General features: G+C 64.9%; 12 protein-coding genes. 7 read left to right on the top strand and 5 right to left on the bottom strand.

The features are described from left to right. Positions 1-31 precede the first annotated feature (31 nt). On the top strand, positions 32-499 hold the full coding sequence (locus AC13D8_RS02985; RefSeq protein ID WP_104020339.1) for an SRPBCC family protein: 468 nt from the start codon (positions 32-34) through the stop codon (positions 497-499). A 9-nt stretch (positions 500-508) separates the two neighbouring features. On the opposite strand, the gene AC13D8_RS02980 is transcribed toward AC13D8_RS02985, so the two are convergent. Beyond that, on the bottom strand, positions 509-1,204 hold the full coding sequence (locus AC13D8_RS02980; protein WP_482967550.1) for a GntR family transcriptional regulator: 696 nt from the start codon (positions 1,202-1,204) through the stop codon (positions 509-511). Between the two features lie 160 nt (positions 1,205-1,364). On the opposite strand from AC13D8_RS02980, the gene AC13D8_RS02975 reads away from it, so the two are divergent. Next, a complete protein-coding gene (locus AC13D8_RS02975) occupies positions 1,365-2,786 on the top strand; it encodes an NCS1 family nucleobase:cation symporter-1 (protein WP_482967585.1) in 1,422 nt (473 codons plus the stop codon). A 57-nt stretch (positions 2,787-2,843) separates the two neighbouring features. Here AC13D8_RS02975 and AC13D8_RS02970 read toward each other — a convergent pair whose 3' ends face one another. Further along, positions 2,844-3,686 (bottom strand): prephenate dehydratase, encoded by an 843-nt coding sequence (locus tag AC13D8_RS02970; protein WP_482967549.1) that lies wholly within the window; start codon positions 3,684-3,686, stop codon positions 2,844-2,846. 123 nt (positions 3,687-3,809) lie between these two features. On the opposite strand from AC13D8_RS02970, the gene AC13D8_RS02965 reads away from it, so the two are divergent. The 5 genes from AC13D8_RS02965 (at position 3,810) to AC13D8_RS02945 (ending at position 10,870) form a co-directional block, all read left to right on the top strand. Beyond that, complete coding sequence (locus AC13D8_RS02965; RefSeq protein ID WP_482967548.1) at positions 3,810-4,844, top strand: c-type cytochrome; 1,035 nt, start codon at positions 3,810-3,812, stop codon at positions 4,842-4,844. 221 nt (positions 4,845-5,065) lie between these two features. After that, positions 5,066-6,931 carry an extracellular solute-binding protein gene (locus tag AC13D8_RS02960; RefSeq protein ID WP_482967584.1) on the top strand — a complete coding sequence of 622 codons (1,866 nt, stop codon included), beginning with the start codon at positions 5,066-5,068 and terminating at the stop codon, positions 6,929-6,931. Between the two features lie 30 nt (positions 6,932-6,961). After that, on the top strand, positions 6,962-8,050 hold the full coding sequence (locus AC13D8_RS02955; RefSeq protein WP_482967547.1) for a microcin C ABC transporter permease YejB: 1,089 nt from the start codon (positions 6,962-6,964) through the stop codon (positions 8,048-8,050). A gap of 94 nt (positions 8,051-8,144) precedes the next feature. Continuing rightward, positions 8,145-9,251: an ABC transporter permease gene (locus AC13D8_RS02950; RefSeq protein WP_129432309.1), complete on the top strand. Its 1,107-nt coding sequence runs from the start codon at positions 8,145-8,147 to the stop codon at positions 9,249-9,251. Further along, on the top strand, positions 9,248-10,870 hold the full coding sequence (locus tag AC13D8_RS02945; RefSeq protein WP_482967546.1) for an ABC transporter ATP-binding protein: 1,623 nt from the start codon (positions 9,248-9,250) through the stop codon (positions 10,868-10,870). The genes AC13D8_RS02950 and AC13D8_RS02945 overlap by 4 nt, the downstream gene beginning before the upstream one ends. A gap of 27 nt (positions 10,871-10,897) precedes the next feature. Here AC13D8_RS02945 and AC13D8_RS02940 read toward each other — a convergent pair whose 3' ends face one another. From AC13D8_RS02940 to dapF, 3 genes are read right to left on the bottom strand one after another with little or no spacing between them, the layout of a single operon-like run. Beyond that, complete coding sequence (locus tag AC13D8_RS02940; protein WP_482967545.1) at positions 10,898-11,518, bottom strand: FMN-binding negative transcriptional regulator; 621 nt, start codon at positions 11,516-11,518, stop codon at positions 10,898-10,900. Between the two features lie 13 nt (positions 11,519-11,531). Continuing rightward, positions 11,532-12,788, bottom strand: coding sequence for a tRNA (N(6)-L-threonylcarbamoyladenosine(37)-C(2))-methylthiotransferase MtaB (mtaB, locus tag AC13D8_RS02935; protein ID WP_482967544.1), 1,257 nt, complete (start codon positions 12,786-12,788; stop codon positions 11,532-11,534). Further along, the gene (dapF, locus tag AC13D8_RS02930) at positions 12,785-13,624 is read right to left on the bottom strand and encodes a diaminopimelate epimerase (protein WP_482967543.1); all 840 of its coding nucleotides are present in this window, start codon (positions 13,622-13,624) and stop codon (positions 12,785-12,787) included. The genes mtaB and dapF overlap by 4 nt, the downstream gene beginning before the upstream one ends. Between the last annotated feature and the right edge of the window lie 92 nt (positions 13,625-13,716).

Here is a 13,716-nt window from a genome sequence, read left to right as displayed (position 1 = left end):
TAACGGCAGGCGCGTCAAGGGCAGGGTGAGAATGCAGTTCAAAGGCAGGGAAGACATCGAGGCACCGATCGATCAGGTGTTTGCCGAGATCACGGATTTCAAGCGGTTCGAGCGCGGGGCCATGCGTCGCGGCGCGGACGTGCAGCGCACCGATACGATGGCGGAGCCGGGTGTCGGCATGACATGGCAGTCGCGGTTCAAGCTGCGAGGACGGATGCGCGACCTTTCTCTGCGACTATGCGAGCTCGATCCGCCAAACGGGATCGTTCTCGGGGCCGAGGCGGCCACAGTTGAAGCGCTGATGCGGGTCGAACTCGTTTCTTTGTCGCGCGCCCGCACGCGGCTCAGCGTTGATCTGGGCATTACGCCGCGCAACCTGGCGGGTCGACTGATGATCCAGTCCATGAAGCTGGCGAAGGGCAACCTGTCCAAGCGGTTTAACCTGCGGCTCGCGGAATACGCGATGGACGTCGAGAATCGCCACAAGCGCACCGCCTGAGCGGACGGGTCACTCGGGATAGATACCCCACCAGCGCAGCGTGTGGCGCAGGTGCTCGCGGATTTCGTGCGCCGCGCGGGCCGTGTCGGCGGCGTCGATCGCGTCGAGGATCGCGAGATGCTCGCGCATGGCAGAGGCGACCCGGTCGGCGAGAAAGGGCCGCGTGTTCTGGATCACCGCGATCCGGTCACGGTTCTCGGCATAGAGCCTGCGGGCGAGGGCAGAGCCGAGCCCGGCGGCCAGCGCGTCGTGCAGTGACAGGTCGGTGCGGATCGCGCGCCCCGGCAGATCGGCGGTCATCGCTGCCGCCGCCTCGTCGCGCAGGTGCTCATGCGCCGTGCGCAGCGCGGCGAGAGGGAAGGGGGCGCCAGTCTCGATGATGCGCCGCGCGCCCTCGCAATCGAACATGGCGCGCAACTCCAGGCATTCGCGCGTCGTCTCGGGCCCGGCATCCATCACCGTGATCCCGCGCTTGGGCAGGATGGTGAGCAGTCCGCTCGCCTCGGCACGCTTGACGGCCTCGCGCGTGGCGGCCATCGGCAGGCCGAGCTCTTCGACCAGCATCGGCATGGACAGGAAGCTGCCACTCGACAGTCGCCCATCACGCAACCGCGCGAGCAGGGCCTGGTGGGCCCGCTCGGTCAGGCCCTCTGCCGCGGTCCCGCGCGGCGAGGACTCGAAGGTGGCGACGTCATTGTCTTGCAAGTTTTGAAAGTCCTTTCGCGATTCACATATTATCAATTGCTAACATAACATCTAACATTTCAGATGCAATATAACAGGTGCGATCACGGCGGGATTCCAAAGGACACAGCCATCCACATCGCCGCGCGCGGCCTTATCAGGGAGTTAAGACATGCAGACCATGACACTCGACGGACAGGTGGCACAGGGGGCCGACGACACGCTCGATCCCGTGGCGCCAGAGGACAAAACCTGGAGCTGGTTCGCCATTTTCAACGTCTGGGCGAACGATATCCAATCGCTATTTGGCTATTCGCTGGTGGCGTCGCTGTTCATCTCCTACGGGGTGAGCGGCTGGACCGCCTTTGCCGCGCTCATCTGCGCGGGGCTTTTCGTGATGTTCCTCGTCAACCTCTCGGGCGCCGCGGGCGAGAAATACGGTATTCCCTATCCGGTCTTCGCGCGCGCCAGCATGGGCACGGCGGGGGCGATGCTTCCGGCGGTGCTACGCTCTACGGTGGCGGTGTTCTGGTACGGCGTGCAGGTCTATTTCGCCTCGACCGCGCTGGCGCTGCTGATACGGTCCGTGACGGGCGTCACCGGCGGGGCCGAAGTGCTGGGCCTGACGGGCATCGACTGGCTCTCGTTCGTGCTGGTCTGGGCGTTTCACATTGTCATTTTCTGGCGCGGAATGAACTGGGTCGAGACCTTTCTCAACATTGCCGGGCCTTTCGTCTACCTGGTGATGATGGGCCTTCTGGCGGTGTTGTGGGTGAAATCCGACGGCCAGCTTCTGTCGCAGGCGCAGACGATCTTTGCCAATCCAGAGGCGACCTGGGCCACGGAATTCAACGGCTTCATCGCGATCATCGGCACTATGGTGGCCTATTTCGCGGCCGTGATGATCAACTTCAGCGACTTCTCGCGCTATGCCCGTGACAAGCGCGCGATGGTGGTGGGCAACCTCGTGGGGCTGCCGTTCAACATGATCCTGTTCTCGGCGCTGGCGCTGCTGACCACGGCGGGGGCAGCGGTGGTTTACGGCGAGGCGATCATCAACCCGACCGAGATCGTCGGGCGCACCGACAGCGTGCTTTTGGGCGTTATCGCCGCGATCACCTTCTTCGCGGCGACGGTGGGTATCAACCTGGTGGCCAATTTCATCCCGGCGGTGAACGGAATCGCGAGCCTTGCGCCGTCGAAGATCGGGTTTCGCAAGGCGGGTCTCATCACGTCGGTTTTTGCCCTCGTGATCGGCGGGTTCTGGACCAGTTTTATCAGCGAGTTCGGCATCAGCGGTTTCGTCAACACGCTCGGCGCGACGCTGGCCCCGATCTACGGCATCATGATCGTGGATTACTACCTGCTGCGCAAGGAGGCGCTGAAGCGCGACGATCTCTATAATATGGAAGGCGGCACCTACCACTACACCGGCGGCTGGAACCGCAATGCGCTCTTCGCCTTTGCCATTGCGGCAGTGTTTTCGGTGGCGACGGTCTGGGTGCCTGCGCTTGGCCAGCTTTCGGGCTATGCCTGGGTGATCGGGGCACTTCTGGGTGGCATCATCTATTTTGTCCGCTGCCGGGCGTCGCATCTGGTGTGACGCCATCCCTCAAGAGTTGCGAAACCCGGCCCGGTGCCGGGTTTCGTGCGTCTGGAATCAGACGCCGTCGTGCCGCCGCGGATCGGCGGGATAGACGCCGAGGATGGTGATGTCGGAGGTGAAATAATCCAGCTCATCCAGCGCGCGGGCCACGGCGGGATCGTCCGGGTGCCCCTCGATATCAGCGTAGAACTGTGTCGCCGTGAACGACCCGTTGATCATGTAGCTTTCCAGCTTGGTCATGTTCACGCCATTGGTGGCGAACCCGCCAAGCGCCTTGTAGAGCGCGGCGGGAAGGTTGCGCACCTGAAAGACGAAGGTCGTCATCATCCCGTCCTCGCCGCGTGGCGAGAAATCGGGTTCGCGCGCCATAACCAGAAAGCGCGTGGTGTTGGTGTCCTGATCCTCGATGTGCTGGGCGATCACGTCGAGTCCGTAAATCTGGCCCGCCAGTTCGCTGGCCAGCGCTGCCAGTTCCGGGCGGCCCTCCTCGGCGACCTGCCGGGCTGATCCGGCGGTGTCGGCGCCGGTCACGCGATGGATGCCGTGGCGTTCGAGAAAGCCTCGGCACTGGCCGAGAAGCACGGTATGGCTCATCGCGCTCTCGATCTGGTCGAGCCGCACGCCGGGCAGCGCGAGCAGGTTGATGTGCACCCGCACGAAGGCCTCGCCGACGATGTGCAGCCCGGACTCGGGCAACAGGTGATGGATATCGGCCACGCGCCCGAATGTGGAATTTTCCACCGGGACCATCGCCAGGCGTGCTGTGCCCTCGCGCACCGCCGCGATCGTGTCCTCGAAGGTGCGGCAGGGCAGCACCTCCATGTCGGGATAGGTCTCATGGCAGGCCTGATGCGAATACGCACCAGGCTCCCCCTGAAAGGCAATGCGGTCGGTCATCGTGAAAACCTGTCCCTCCTGAAGCCCCTGTCGGGCGTTTGGTCGCGGAAACTATACCTTGCGAAGCGGTAGGGGAAGCGGATAGATACCCGCGCAAGCGACAGATCTAACGGAAGCGAGCCAATGTTCGACACGATGACACTTACAAAGGCCACGGGTGCGATTTGCGGCTCCCTTCTGGTCTTCTTGCTGGGAGGCTGGGCAGCCGAGAGCATTTATTCGATGGGGGGCGGCCATGGCGAGGATCACGCGCAGGGCTACGTCATTGATACCGGCGACGAGGGTGCCAGCGAAGAGCCCGTGGACGAGGGCCCCGATCTCGCGGCGCTGTTTGCGGAGGCCGATGCCGGCAAGGGCGAGCGCGTTTTCAACAAGTGCAAGGCCTGCCACCAGGTCGAGGATGGCGCCAACGGTGTCGGCCCGCATCTGTATGATGTGGTTAGTCGCGATGTGGGGAGCGTTGACGGGTTCGGCTATTCTGGCGCGCTGAGCGAGGCTGCGGATGTCTGGACCGCAGAGAACCTCTTTGCCTTTCTCGAGAACCCCGCTGGTTACGCGCCCGGGACGAGCATGGGCTTTGCCGGGCTGGGCAAGCCCGAAGATCGCGCCAACGTGATCGCGTATCTCGACGGGGTCGATGGTAGCGACGATATTGCGATCGAAGCCCCGACCGAGGAGGCCGCCGCCGAAGAGGCACCTGCGGAGGAAGTGCCTGCTGATGAGGCTGCTGCCGAAGAGGCACCTGCGGAGGAAGCACCTGCCGAGGAGGCCGCTACCGAAGAGGCCGCTGCCGAAGAAGCTGCCACCGAGAAAACCGGTGGCGAAAGCGGCTTTGCCGCGATGGTCGCCTCCGCGGATGTTGCCGCAGGTGAGAAGGTCTATCGCCGCTGCGCCGCCTGTCATGCGGTCGAGGACGGCAAGAACAAGGTCGGCCCGCACCTCTTCGATGTCGTGAACCGGGACATCGCCAGTGTCGAAGGGTTCAGCTATTCCGACACGCTCAAGGGGCTCGAGGGCGACTGGACCGTGGAAAAGCTGAGCGCATGGCTGGAGAACCCGCGCGAGTTCGCACCGGGGAACCGGATGGGCTATCCGGGCCTCAAGGACGAACAGGACCGCGCCAATGTGATCGGCTATCTTCAAAGCGTCTCGAACTGAGGCAGGGTGCCTGGAATTCGGGGCCGCCGCCCGGCAGGGCGGCGGCCCTTTGCATGTGCGCGCCCCTTCTGCGCTTGAACACGGCGCGGCTGGCCCCTAGCTTGCCGTTGAAACGCGCGGGAAACGGCGCGGACCGACAGGAGGACACCATGAACATCATGCCGCCGCGCGCAGGCGCGCCGATCAGTCGCCGCCTTGCCCTGAAGGGGCTCGGGGCGTTGATGGCCGGGAGTGCCCTGCATTTGACCGGCCCAGGACGGGCGCGCGCGGCCGAGGAAGAGATCATCCGCGCGCATGGCTATTCCTTCTTCGGCAACCTGAAATACCCAGCCGATTACCCGCATTTCGACTATGTGAACCCCGACGCGCCCAAGGGAGGCGAGATTTCGCTCTACGCCCCTGGCACGTTCGATTCGATGAACCCGTATTCACGCAAGGGTCGCGCCGGGCGGCTGTCCTGGATGGTCTACGAAAGCCTGCTGGGCGGGTCCGAGGCCACCGGCGAACCGCTGCCCGGGGATCGTTACAACGAGGGCTATGGCCTGCTGGCCGAGAGCCTCGAATACGACCGCGGCAAGACATGGGTCATCTTTCACATGCGTCCCGAGGCGCGCTTTGCCGATGGCACACCGGTGACGGCGCATGACGTTGTGTTCTCGCACAACCTGTTTCTCGACCAGGGCCTGCGCTCTTACGCCGAAGCGGTGCGGCGGCGGGTGCCGGGGGCCGAGGCGCTCGACGATCACACGGTGAGGTTCGAGTTCGCCGAGGGCATTTCGCGGCGCTCGCTCATCGACCAGGTGGGCGGCACGCCGGTCTTTCCGCGCACCTGGTACGAGGAGACGGGCGCGCGCCTGGACGAGCCGCGGCTGGAGGCCGCGCCGGGCTCGGGCCCCTACCAGGTCGAGAGCTATGAGGTAAACCGCAACATCGTCTATGCGCGCAATCCCGATTACTGGGGCTGGCATCTGCCGATCAACAAGGGCCGTCACAATTTCGACCGTATCCGTATCGAGTATTTCGCCGACGACAACGCCGCTTTCGAGGCGTTCAAGGCGGGCATCTACACCTTCCGCCCCGAGGGAAATTCCAAGACATGGGCCACCGGTTACGATTTTCCGGCCGTCAGGAAAGGCCATGTCGTCAAGGCCGAATTGCCCGACGGGCTGCCGCCGACGCCTGCGGGCTTCGTCTTCAACCTCGGGCGCGAGGTGCTCAAGGACAAGCGCGTGCGCCGCGCCATCGCGCTGGGCTACAATTTCGAATGGACCAACCAGTCGCTGCAATATGGTCTGTTCAAGCAGCGGCATTCCTTTGTGCAGGACACGCATTTGCAGGCCGAGGGCGTGCCGGAGGGGGCCGAACGGCAATTGCTGGAGTCGCTGGGCGATCTGGTGCCGCAGGAAATGCTGACCGAACCGGCGGTTCGGGCGCATTCCTCCGATCCCGACCGGCTTAACGATCGGCGCAACCTGCGCCGCGCGATGCGGCTCCTGGACGAGGCGGGTTGGCCAGTGGGCGACGATGGCAAGCGGCGCAATGCGACGGGCGAATTGCTCAGCATCGAGATCCCGATCTCGGCCTCGGGCTCGGCCACCATGTCGGCGGTGGTCGAAAGCTTCGTTTCGAACCTGCAACTCATGGGGGTCGATGCGCGCTTCGACAAGATCGACGCCGCGCAATACACCGCCCGCGAGCGCGACCGGGACTATGACATCGTCTTTGACAGCTATATCCCCTTCCTTGAGGCAGGTACCGGCCTGCATCAGCGTTATGGCTCGCGCGAGGCGGAATTCAGCCTGTTCAACCCGGCAGGGCTGGCCAGCCCGCTGGTGGATGCACTGATCGACGAGGCGCTCGAATCGACCTCAAAGGAAGAGCAGGACGTGGCGCTGATGGCGCTCGACCGGGCCTTGCGCTACGAGTTCTTCATGATCCCGACATGGTATCTCGACAAGAACTGGGTCGCCTACTGGGATCAGTATGCCCATCCCGACCCGTTGCCGGATTACGCCACCGGTGTGCTCGATTTCTGGTGGTATGACGAGGAAAAGGCCGCAGCGCTGCGGGCCGCGGGCGCGCTTTGATGCCGGTTGTTGCCATGGGGGCCGTCTGAGATGGGGGCCTATATCCTGCGGCGGCTGTTGCTGATCGTGCCGACGCTTTTCGGCATCATGGTGATCAACTTCGCGCTGGTGCAGTTCGTCCCCGGCGGCCCGGTCGAACAGATGATCGCGCAGATGCAGGGGCAGGGCGACGTTTTCGAGAGCTTCGCCGGGTCAGGGAGCGATACCGGGCAGGACCTGTCGGGCGGGGGCAACGACCAGTATCTGGGCGCGCGCGGCCTGCCGCCCGAGTTGATCGCCGAGCTCGAGGAACAGTTCGGCCTCGACAAGCCGCCGCTGGAGCGGTTCTTCAACATGATGTGGAACTACATGCGTTTCGATTTCGGCGAGAGCTATTTTCGCAAGATGGAGGTGCTCGACCTCGTGCTCGAGAAGATGCCGGTGTCGATCTCGCTGGGGCTATGGTCCACCCTGATCGCCTATATCGTGTCGATCCCGCTGGGCGTGGCCAAGGCGGTGCGGGACGGGTCGCGGTTCGACACCTGGACCTCCGGCGTCATCATCGTGGCCTACGCGATCCCGGCCTTCCTGTTCGCGATCATGCTGCTGGTGTTGTTTGCCGGGGGCAGCTATTTCCAACTCTTCCCGCTCAGGGGCCTGACCTCGGACAATTTCGAACAGCTGAGTATCTTCGGCAAGATCGTCGATTACCTGTGGCACATCTTCCTACCGGTTCTTGCCTCGACCATTTCGGCCTTTGCCACGCTGACCCTGCTGACCAAGAACAGCTTTCTCGACGAGATCAAGAAACACTACGTCATGACCGCACGGGCCAAGGGGCTGAGCGAGAAACGCGTGCTCTATGGCCACGTGTTCCGCAACGCCATGCTGATCGTGATCGCGGGGTTCCCGGCCGTGTTCATCGGCGTTTTCTTTGGTGGATCGGTGCTGATCGAGACGATCTTTAGCCTCGACGGGCTGGGGCGGCTCGGGTTCGAGGCGGCGGTGGGGCGCGACTACCCGGTGATGTTCGGCACGCTGTTCCTGTTTGGTCTCATCGGACTTCTGGTGGGCCTGCTGAGCGACCTGATGTATGTGCTGGTCGACCCGCGCATCGACTTCGAGAAGCGGGAGGGCTGAGGATGGGTGGCGCATCATGGGGGCGCTGCCCCCGCCGCGCCTTTGGCGCGACTCCCCCGGAATATTTCCGGCAAGATGAAGGAGGGGCACGGTGATCCGGCTGTCGCCGCTCAACCAGCGCCGCTGGCGGAATTTCCGGCGCAACGGGCGTGCGTTCTGGTCGCTGGTGATCTTTTCGGTGATCTTCGCGATCACCCTCTGTGCCGAGTTCGTGGCCAATGACAAACCGATTCTCGTGCAGTATCGCGGCGAGTATTACATGCCGATCTTTCGTTTCTATCCCGAGACGGCATTCGGCGGCGATTTTCGGACCGAGGCGATCTATCGTGACCCGGAGGTGCAGTGCCTGATCGCGAGCGGCGGGCTCGATACCTGTTTCGACGACCCGGAGGGCGTGATGGCGGACGCGCAGGATGGCGTTGTCGGCGGTGATGAGATCGTAAAGGGTTGGTCGATCTGGCCGCCCATCCCCTATAGCTACGATACGATCGTGGATCGCGACGGCGCTGCGCCGCTGCCGCCCAACGAGCAGAACTGGCTGGGCACCGACGACACCAAGCGCGACGTGCTGGCGCGGGTGCTCTATGGCTTCAGGTTGTCCGTGATGTTCACGCTGATCGTGACTTTCCTGTCCTCGGTCATCGGCATCTTTGCCGGAGCGGTGCAGGGGTATTTCGGGGGCAAGACCGATCTGTTCTTTCAGCGCATCATCGAGATATGGGCCTCCACGCCGCAGCTATACGTCATCATCATCCTGTTCGCGATCCTGCCGCGAAGTTTCTGGCTATTGGTGGTCATCACCGTGCTGTTCGGCTGGATGGCGCTGGTCGGCGTGGTGCGCGCCGAGTTCCTGCGCGCGCGCAACCTCGAATACGTGCGCGCGGCCAAGGCGCTGGGGGTGGGCAACATCACCATCATGTTCCGCCACATGCTGCCCAACGCGATGGTGGCGACACTGACGATGCTGCCCTTTGTCATCACCGGGACGATTTCGCTCTTGGCAGGGCTTGATTTCCTCGGCTTCGGGCTGCCGTCGTCCTCGCCCTCGCTTGGTGAATTGACGCTTCAGGCCAAGCAGAACCTGCAGGCGCCGTGGCTTGCGTTCACCGCGTTCTTTGCCTTTGCAATAATGCTGTCGCTGCTCGTTTTCATCTTCGAGGGCGTGCGCGACGCGTTCGATCCGAGAAAGACCTTTCAATGAGCGTGCTGGAGGTTCGCAATCTGAGCGTCGGGTTCCGGCAGGACGGGCAGGTGGTGCCCGCCGTGCGTGGTGTGTCGTTCTCGGTGGACCGGGGCGAGACGGTTGCGATCGTGGGCGAGAGCGGCTCGGGCAAGTCGGTCACCGCGCTGTCCACGGTATCGCTCCTGGGGTCATCGGCGGAGGTGACGGGCAGCGTTACCTATGATGGCCAGGAGATGATCGGCGCGGATGAGCGGCGCCTTCGGCAGGTGCGCGGCAACGATATCAGCTTCATCTTCCAGGAGCCGATGACCAGCCTCAACCCCCTGCACACGCTGGAGAAACAGTTGCGCGAGAGCCTGGAGTTGCACCAGGGGCTGACCGGCGAGGCGGCGCGGGAGCGCATCGTGGATCTGCTGGAGCGGGTCGGTATCCGCGAGGCGGCGAGCCGTCTGGGGGCCTATCCGCATCAATTGTCGGGCGGGCAGCGGCAGCGCGTGATGATCGCAATGGCGCTTGCCAACAAGCCCGATATCCTGATCGCGGATGAACCCACCACGGCGCTCGACGTGACTATCCAGGCGCAGATTCTCGAGCTTCTGGCGAATCTCAAGCGCGACGAGGGGATGGGCCTTCTGTTCATCACCCATGACCTCGGTATCGTGCGGCGCATCGCCGACCGGGTCTGCGTGATGAAGGATGGCGAGATCGTCGAGGCGGGGACGCTCGCCGAGGTGTTCGACGCGCCGCAGCATCCCTATACCCGCAAGCTGCTGGGCGCGCAGGCGGTGGGCGTGCCCGCGCCGGTGCCCGAGGGCGCGCAGGTGGTGGCCGAAACCGAGGGCCTGCGCGTCTGGTTCCCGATCCAGAAGGGGTTTCTGAAGCGGACGGTGGGCCATGTGAAGGCCGTGAATGATGCCACTCTAAGCGTGCGCGCGGGCGAGACGCTGGGGATCGTGGGCGAATCGGGGTCGGGCAAGACCACGCTCGCGCTGGCGATCATGCGACTCATTGCCTCTGAAGGCGGCATCCGCTTTGCCGGCGAGGACGTGCATCGCTGGTCCACGAAGCAATTGCGCAAACGCCGGGCCGAGATGCAGATCGTGTTCCAGGACCCGTTCGGCAGCCTCAGCCCGCGGATGAGCTGCGCGCAGATCATCGCCGAGGGGCTGGGCGTGCACGGCAACCCCGGCGGACGGCCAGAGCGGGATCTGGTGGCCGAGGTGATGGTGGAGGTGGGGCTCGACCCGGTGGCGATGGACCGCTACCCGCACGAGTTCTCTGGCGGGCAGCGCCAAAGGATCGCGATCGCGCGGGCCATGATCCTGCGGCCGAAACTGGTGGTGTTGGACGAACCGACCAGTGCGCTTGACATGACGGTGCAGGTGCAGATCGTGGACCTGCTGCGCGATCTTCAGGTGAAATACGGGCTGGCCTACCTGTTCATCAGTCACGATCTCGCGGTGGTGCGCGCGATGAGCCACCGGGTGCTGGTGATGAAGGAGGGCGACGTGGTCGAGGCGGGCACAGCCGAGGCGCTCTTTACCGAACCGCGTACCGAGTATGCGCGTACGCTGCTGGCGGCGTCGCTGGAAGGGCGCCTCCAGGGCGGGGCGCAGGACTCTTCGGGGATCGGCTGACGCGTCATGTTGAACCGGGTGGCCGCCTCACGACGGGGGCGCGCGCATCAGCCGGGCGAGCGTTGCCACCTCCTGTCCCAGCCCTGCCGCCTCCAGCGGGTCGGCGGCGCGCAGGCGCACGTCGTCGGGCTTGTTCTGGCCCAGCTTCCAAGTGCCTGCGATCTCGTCGATTCGCATCTCGCAGGGCACGATCTGGCGCATCATCCGGTCAAGCACCTCTCGTGTCATCTTGTCCGCCCGCCATTCCGGCTTGGGCGCGAGCCGCGCCTCGAACTGCGCCGACTGCCGGTCGAGCAGGTCGCGCATCCGCTCCTGCGGCTGCAAGGTGATGTCGCCCACAAGGTGCACGGCGACATAGTTCCACGTGGGCACCTGATCGTCCACGCCATACCAATCGGGCGAGACATAGGAGTGTGGTCCCTGCACCGCGAGCCGGGCACGATGGGGTGTCGCGATAAGCCGCGCGATCGGGTTCGAGCGCACGAGATGGAACTCGGCCCGCGTGCCGTCCTCCGAAAGCAGAAACGGGATGTGGCTGACGAGCGGCGCATCGTCGGTGGTCACGGCCAGGAGGCCGAAGCCCTGGTCGCGGGCAAAGGCGATGTTCAGGGCCTTGTCGGCCTTGCGAAAGGCGGGGTTGGGGTGCATCGCGACGTGGCTTTCAGGTAGCGGTGAGCTGCGTGCCGGTATGGCCGGTCACGGTGGCGGCGACGATCGCGCCCTCGGGGCGGTCGCTGTCGAAGGCAACCTCGGTGAATTGCTCGGTCCGGCCCATGCGGGGATGCTCCATCAGGACACGGTGCGCGCGTCCCTGTTGCGCGGCGAGATGTGTCGCCACGCGCGCCGCGCCCGCTGCGCGCAGCCGCGCCGCGCGCGCCTTGATCGTGGCACCATGAACCTGCGGCATCCGTGCGGCGGGGGTGCCGGGGCGCGGTGAATACGGGAACACGTGCAGCCAGGTGAGGTGACACTCCTCGACCAGCCGCAGCGAGTTTTCGAACGCGGCCTCGGTCTCGGTCGGAAAACCGGCGATGATATCGGCGCCGAAGGTCATGTCGGGGCGCAGGCGGCGTGCCTCTTCGGCAAATCGGATCGCGTCATCGCGCAGGTGCCGCCGCTTCATCCGCTTGAGGATCAGGTCGTCGCCATGCTGCAGGCTCAGGTGCAGATGCGGCATCAGGCGCGGCTCGGCGGCGATGGCCTGCATGAGGTTGTCGTCCACCTCTATGGAATCAATCGAGGAGATGCGCAGGCGTGGCAGGTCGGGCACCAGCTTCAGGATGCGCATCACCAGATCGCCGAGCTTGGGCTGCCCCGGCAGGTCCGCGCCCCAGCTTGTCAGGTCCACGCCGGTCAGCACCACCTCGTTATAGCCAGCGCCAACCAGCCGCTTGATCTGATCGACGACGACGCCCGCGGGCACAGAGCGCGAATTGCCCCGGCCGTAAGGGATGATGCAGAAGGTGCAGCGGTGATCGCAGCCGTTCTGCACCTGCACATAGGCGCGGGAACGGGTGCCGAAGCCGTCGATCAGGTGGCCCGCGGTCTCGGTCACCGACATGATGTCGTTGACCTGCACACGCTCGCTATCCCCGATGAAATCGGCGGCGAGGCGGCCCCAGGTATCGGGCTGCATCTTCTCGGTATTGCCGATGACGGCGTCGACCTCCGCCATTGCGGCAAAGGTTTCGGGCTCGGTCTGTGCGGCACAGCCGGTGACGATGAGACGGGCACCCGGGTTCTCGCGGCGCAGGCGGCGGATTTCCTGCCGCGCCTTGCGCACGGCCTCGGACGTCACGGCGCAGGTATTGACGACGACGGCATTTTCCAGCCCCACCTGCCCGGCGAGGTCTTTCATCGCCTCGGTTTCGTAGGCGTTGAGGCGGCAGCCAAGGGTGGCAAAGCGCGGCGTGCTCATGACAGCCCCGCGAGGAATGCGGGTGTCAGCACGCCGGAGGCGACATGCATCGTCTCGCCGGTCATCCACACGCCATCCTCGCGCCAGTCGATCTCGAGGCTGCCGCCGTCCAGTGTGATGCGCACCTTGCGGCCCGTCAGGCCGCGCCGCGCCGCCGCCACCGCCACGGCGCAGGACGACGAGCCGGAGGCCAGCGTAAGCCCCACGCCCCGCTCCCAGACCCGCACGCGGATATGGTCGGGGCCGACGAGGCTCGCCACCTGCACATTGGTGCGCTCGGGGTAGAGGGGATGATGCTCATAGCGCGGGCCGAACCGGTCCAGCGGCACGGCCTCTGCATCCTCGACGAAAAAGGTGCAGTGCGGGTTGCCCATGCCGGTTGCCGTTGGCCCGCCCTCGATGGGCAGCTCCAGCGTCTCCATTGCCTCGGCGAGCGGGATGTCCTGCCAGTCGAACTGCGGCTGCCCCATGTTGACCGAGGTGAGGCCGTCGCCTGCGTCCACCGCGCTCAGGCTGCCGCGCGCGGTGGTCAGGGTCAGCGCCGTCTTGCCGGTCTCGTCCATCAGGTGACGCGCGATGCAGCGGGTGGCGTTGCCACAGGCGGCAGAGGTCGAGCCGTCGGCATTGAAGAAGGTGAGATGAGCGTCGGCACCGCTCTCGCCCGCCGCGATCACCGCGAGCTGATCGAAGCCGATGCCGCGCCGCCGGTCGGCGATCGCGGCGACCAGCGCTGGCGACAGGACGATGGCGCGCGCGCGCGCGTCGAGCACGACGAAGTCGTTTCCCAGCCCGTGCATCTTCATGAAGGGCAGCCCGGTATCGCGCGCATCGTCCATGCGCGCGCATATACGCGTGCGGCGAGCGGATTTCCAGCACCGACCGCGCACGGGCCGCGTTTTCGGGGTTGACCCCCCGCGCACCTCTTTCT

It is taken from the genome of Roseovarius sp. B-10 (assembly GCF_056859295.1).
The sequence above is the reverse complement of the archived record's forward strand: the minus strand, read 5'-3'. Positions and strand labels throughout refer to the sequence as shown.

Excerpts from the sequence above, each read along its gene's own strand:
- AC13D8_RS02985 (WP_104020339.1), top strand. The coding sequence starts at position 32 with ATGCAGTTCAAAGGCAGGGAAGACATCGAGGCACCGATCGATCAGGTG.
- AC13D8_RS02975 (WP_482967585.1), top strand. The coding sequence starts at position 1,365 with ATGACACTCGACGGACAGGTGGCACAGGGGGCCGACGACACGCTCGAT.
- AC13D8_RS02970 (WP_482967549.1), bottom strand. The coding sequence starts at position 3,686 with ATGACCGACCGCATTGCCTTTCAGGGGGAGCCTGGTGCGTATTCGCAT.
- AC13D8_RS02965 (WP_482967548.1), top strand. The coding sequence starts at position 3,810 with ATGTTCGACACGATGACACTTACAAAGGCCACGGGTGCGATTTGCGGC.
- AC13D8_RS02960 (WP_482967584.1), top strand. The coding sequence starts at position 5,066 with ATGGCCGGGAGTGCCCTGCATTTGACCGGCCCAGGACGGGCGCGCGCG.
- AC13D8_RS02955 (WP_482967547.1), top strand. The coding sequence starts at position 6,962 with ATGGGGGCCTATATCCTGCGGCGGCTGTTGCTGATCGTGCCGACGCTT.
- AC13D8_RS02945 (WP_482967546.1), top strand. The coding sequence starts at position 9,248 with ATGAGCGTGCTGGAGGTTCGCAATCTGAGCGTCGGGTTCCGGCAGGAC.
- AC13D8_RS02940 (WP_482967545.1), bottom strand. The coding sequence starts at position 11,518 with ATGCACCCCAACCCCGCCTTTCGCAAGGCCGACAAGGCCCTGAACATC.
- mtaB (WP_482967544.1), bottom strand. The coding sequence starts at position 12,788 with ATGAGCACGCCGCGCTTTGCCACCCTTGGCTGCCGCCTCAACGCCTAC.
- dapF (WP_482967543.1), bottom strand. The coding sequence starts at position 13,624 with ATGGACGATGCGCGCGATACCGGGCTGCCCTTCATGAAGATGCACGGG.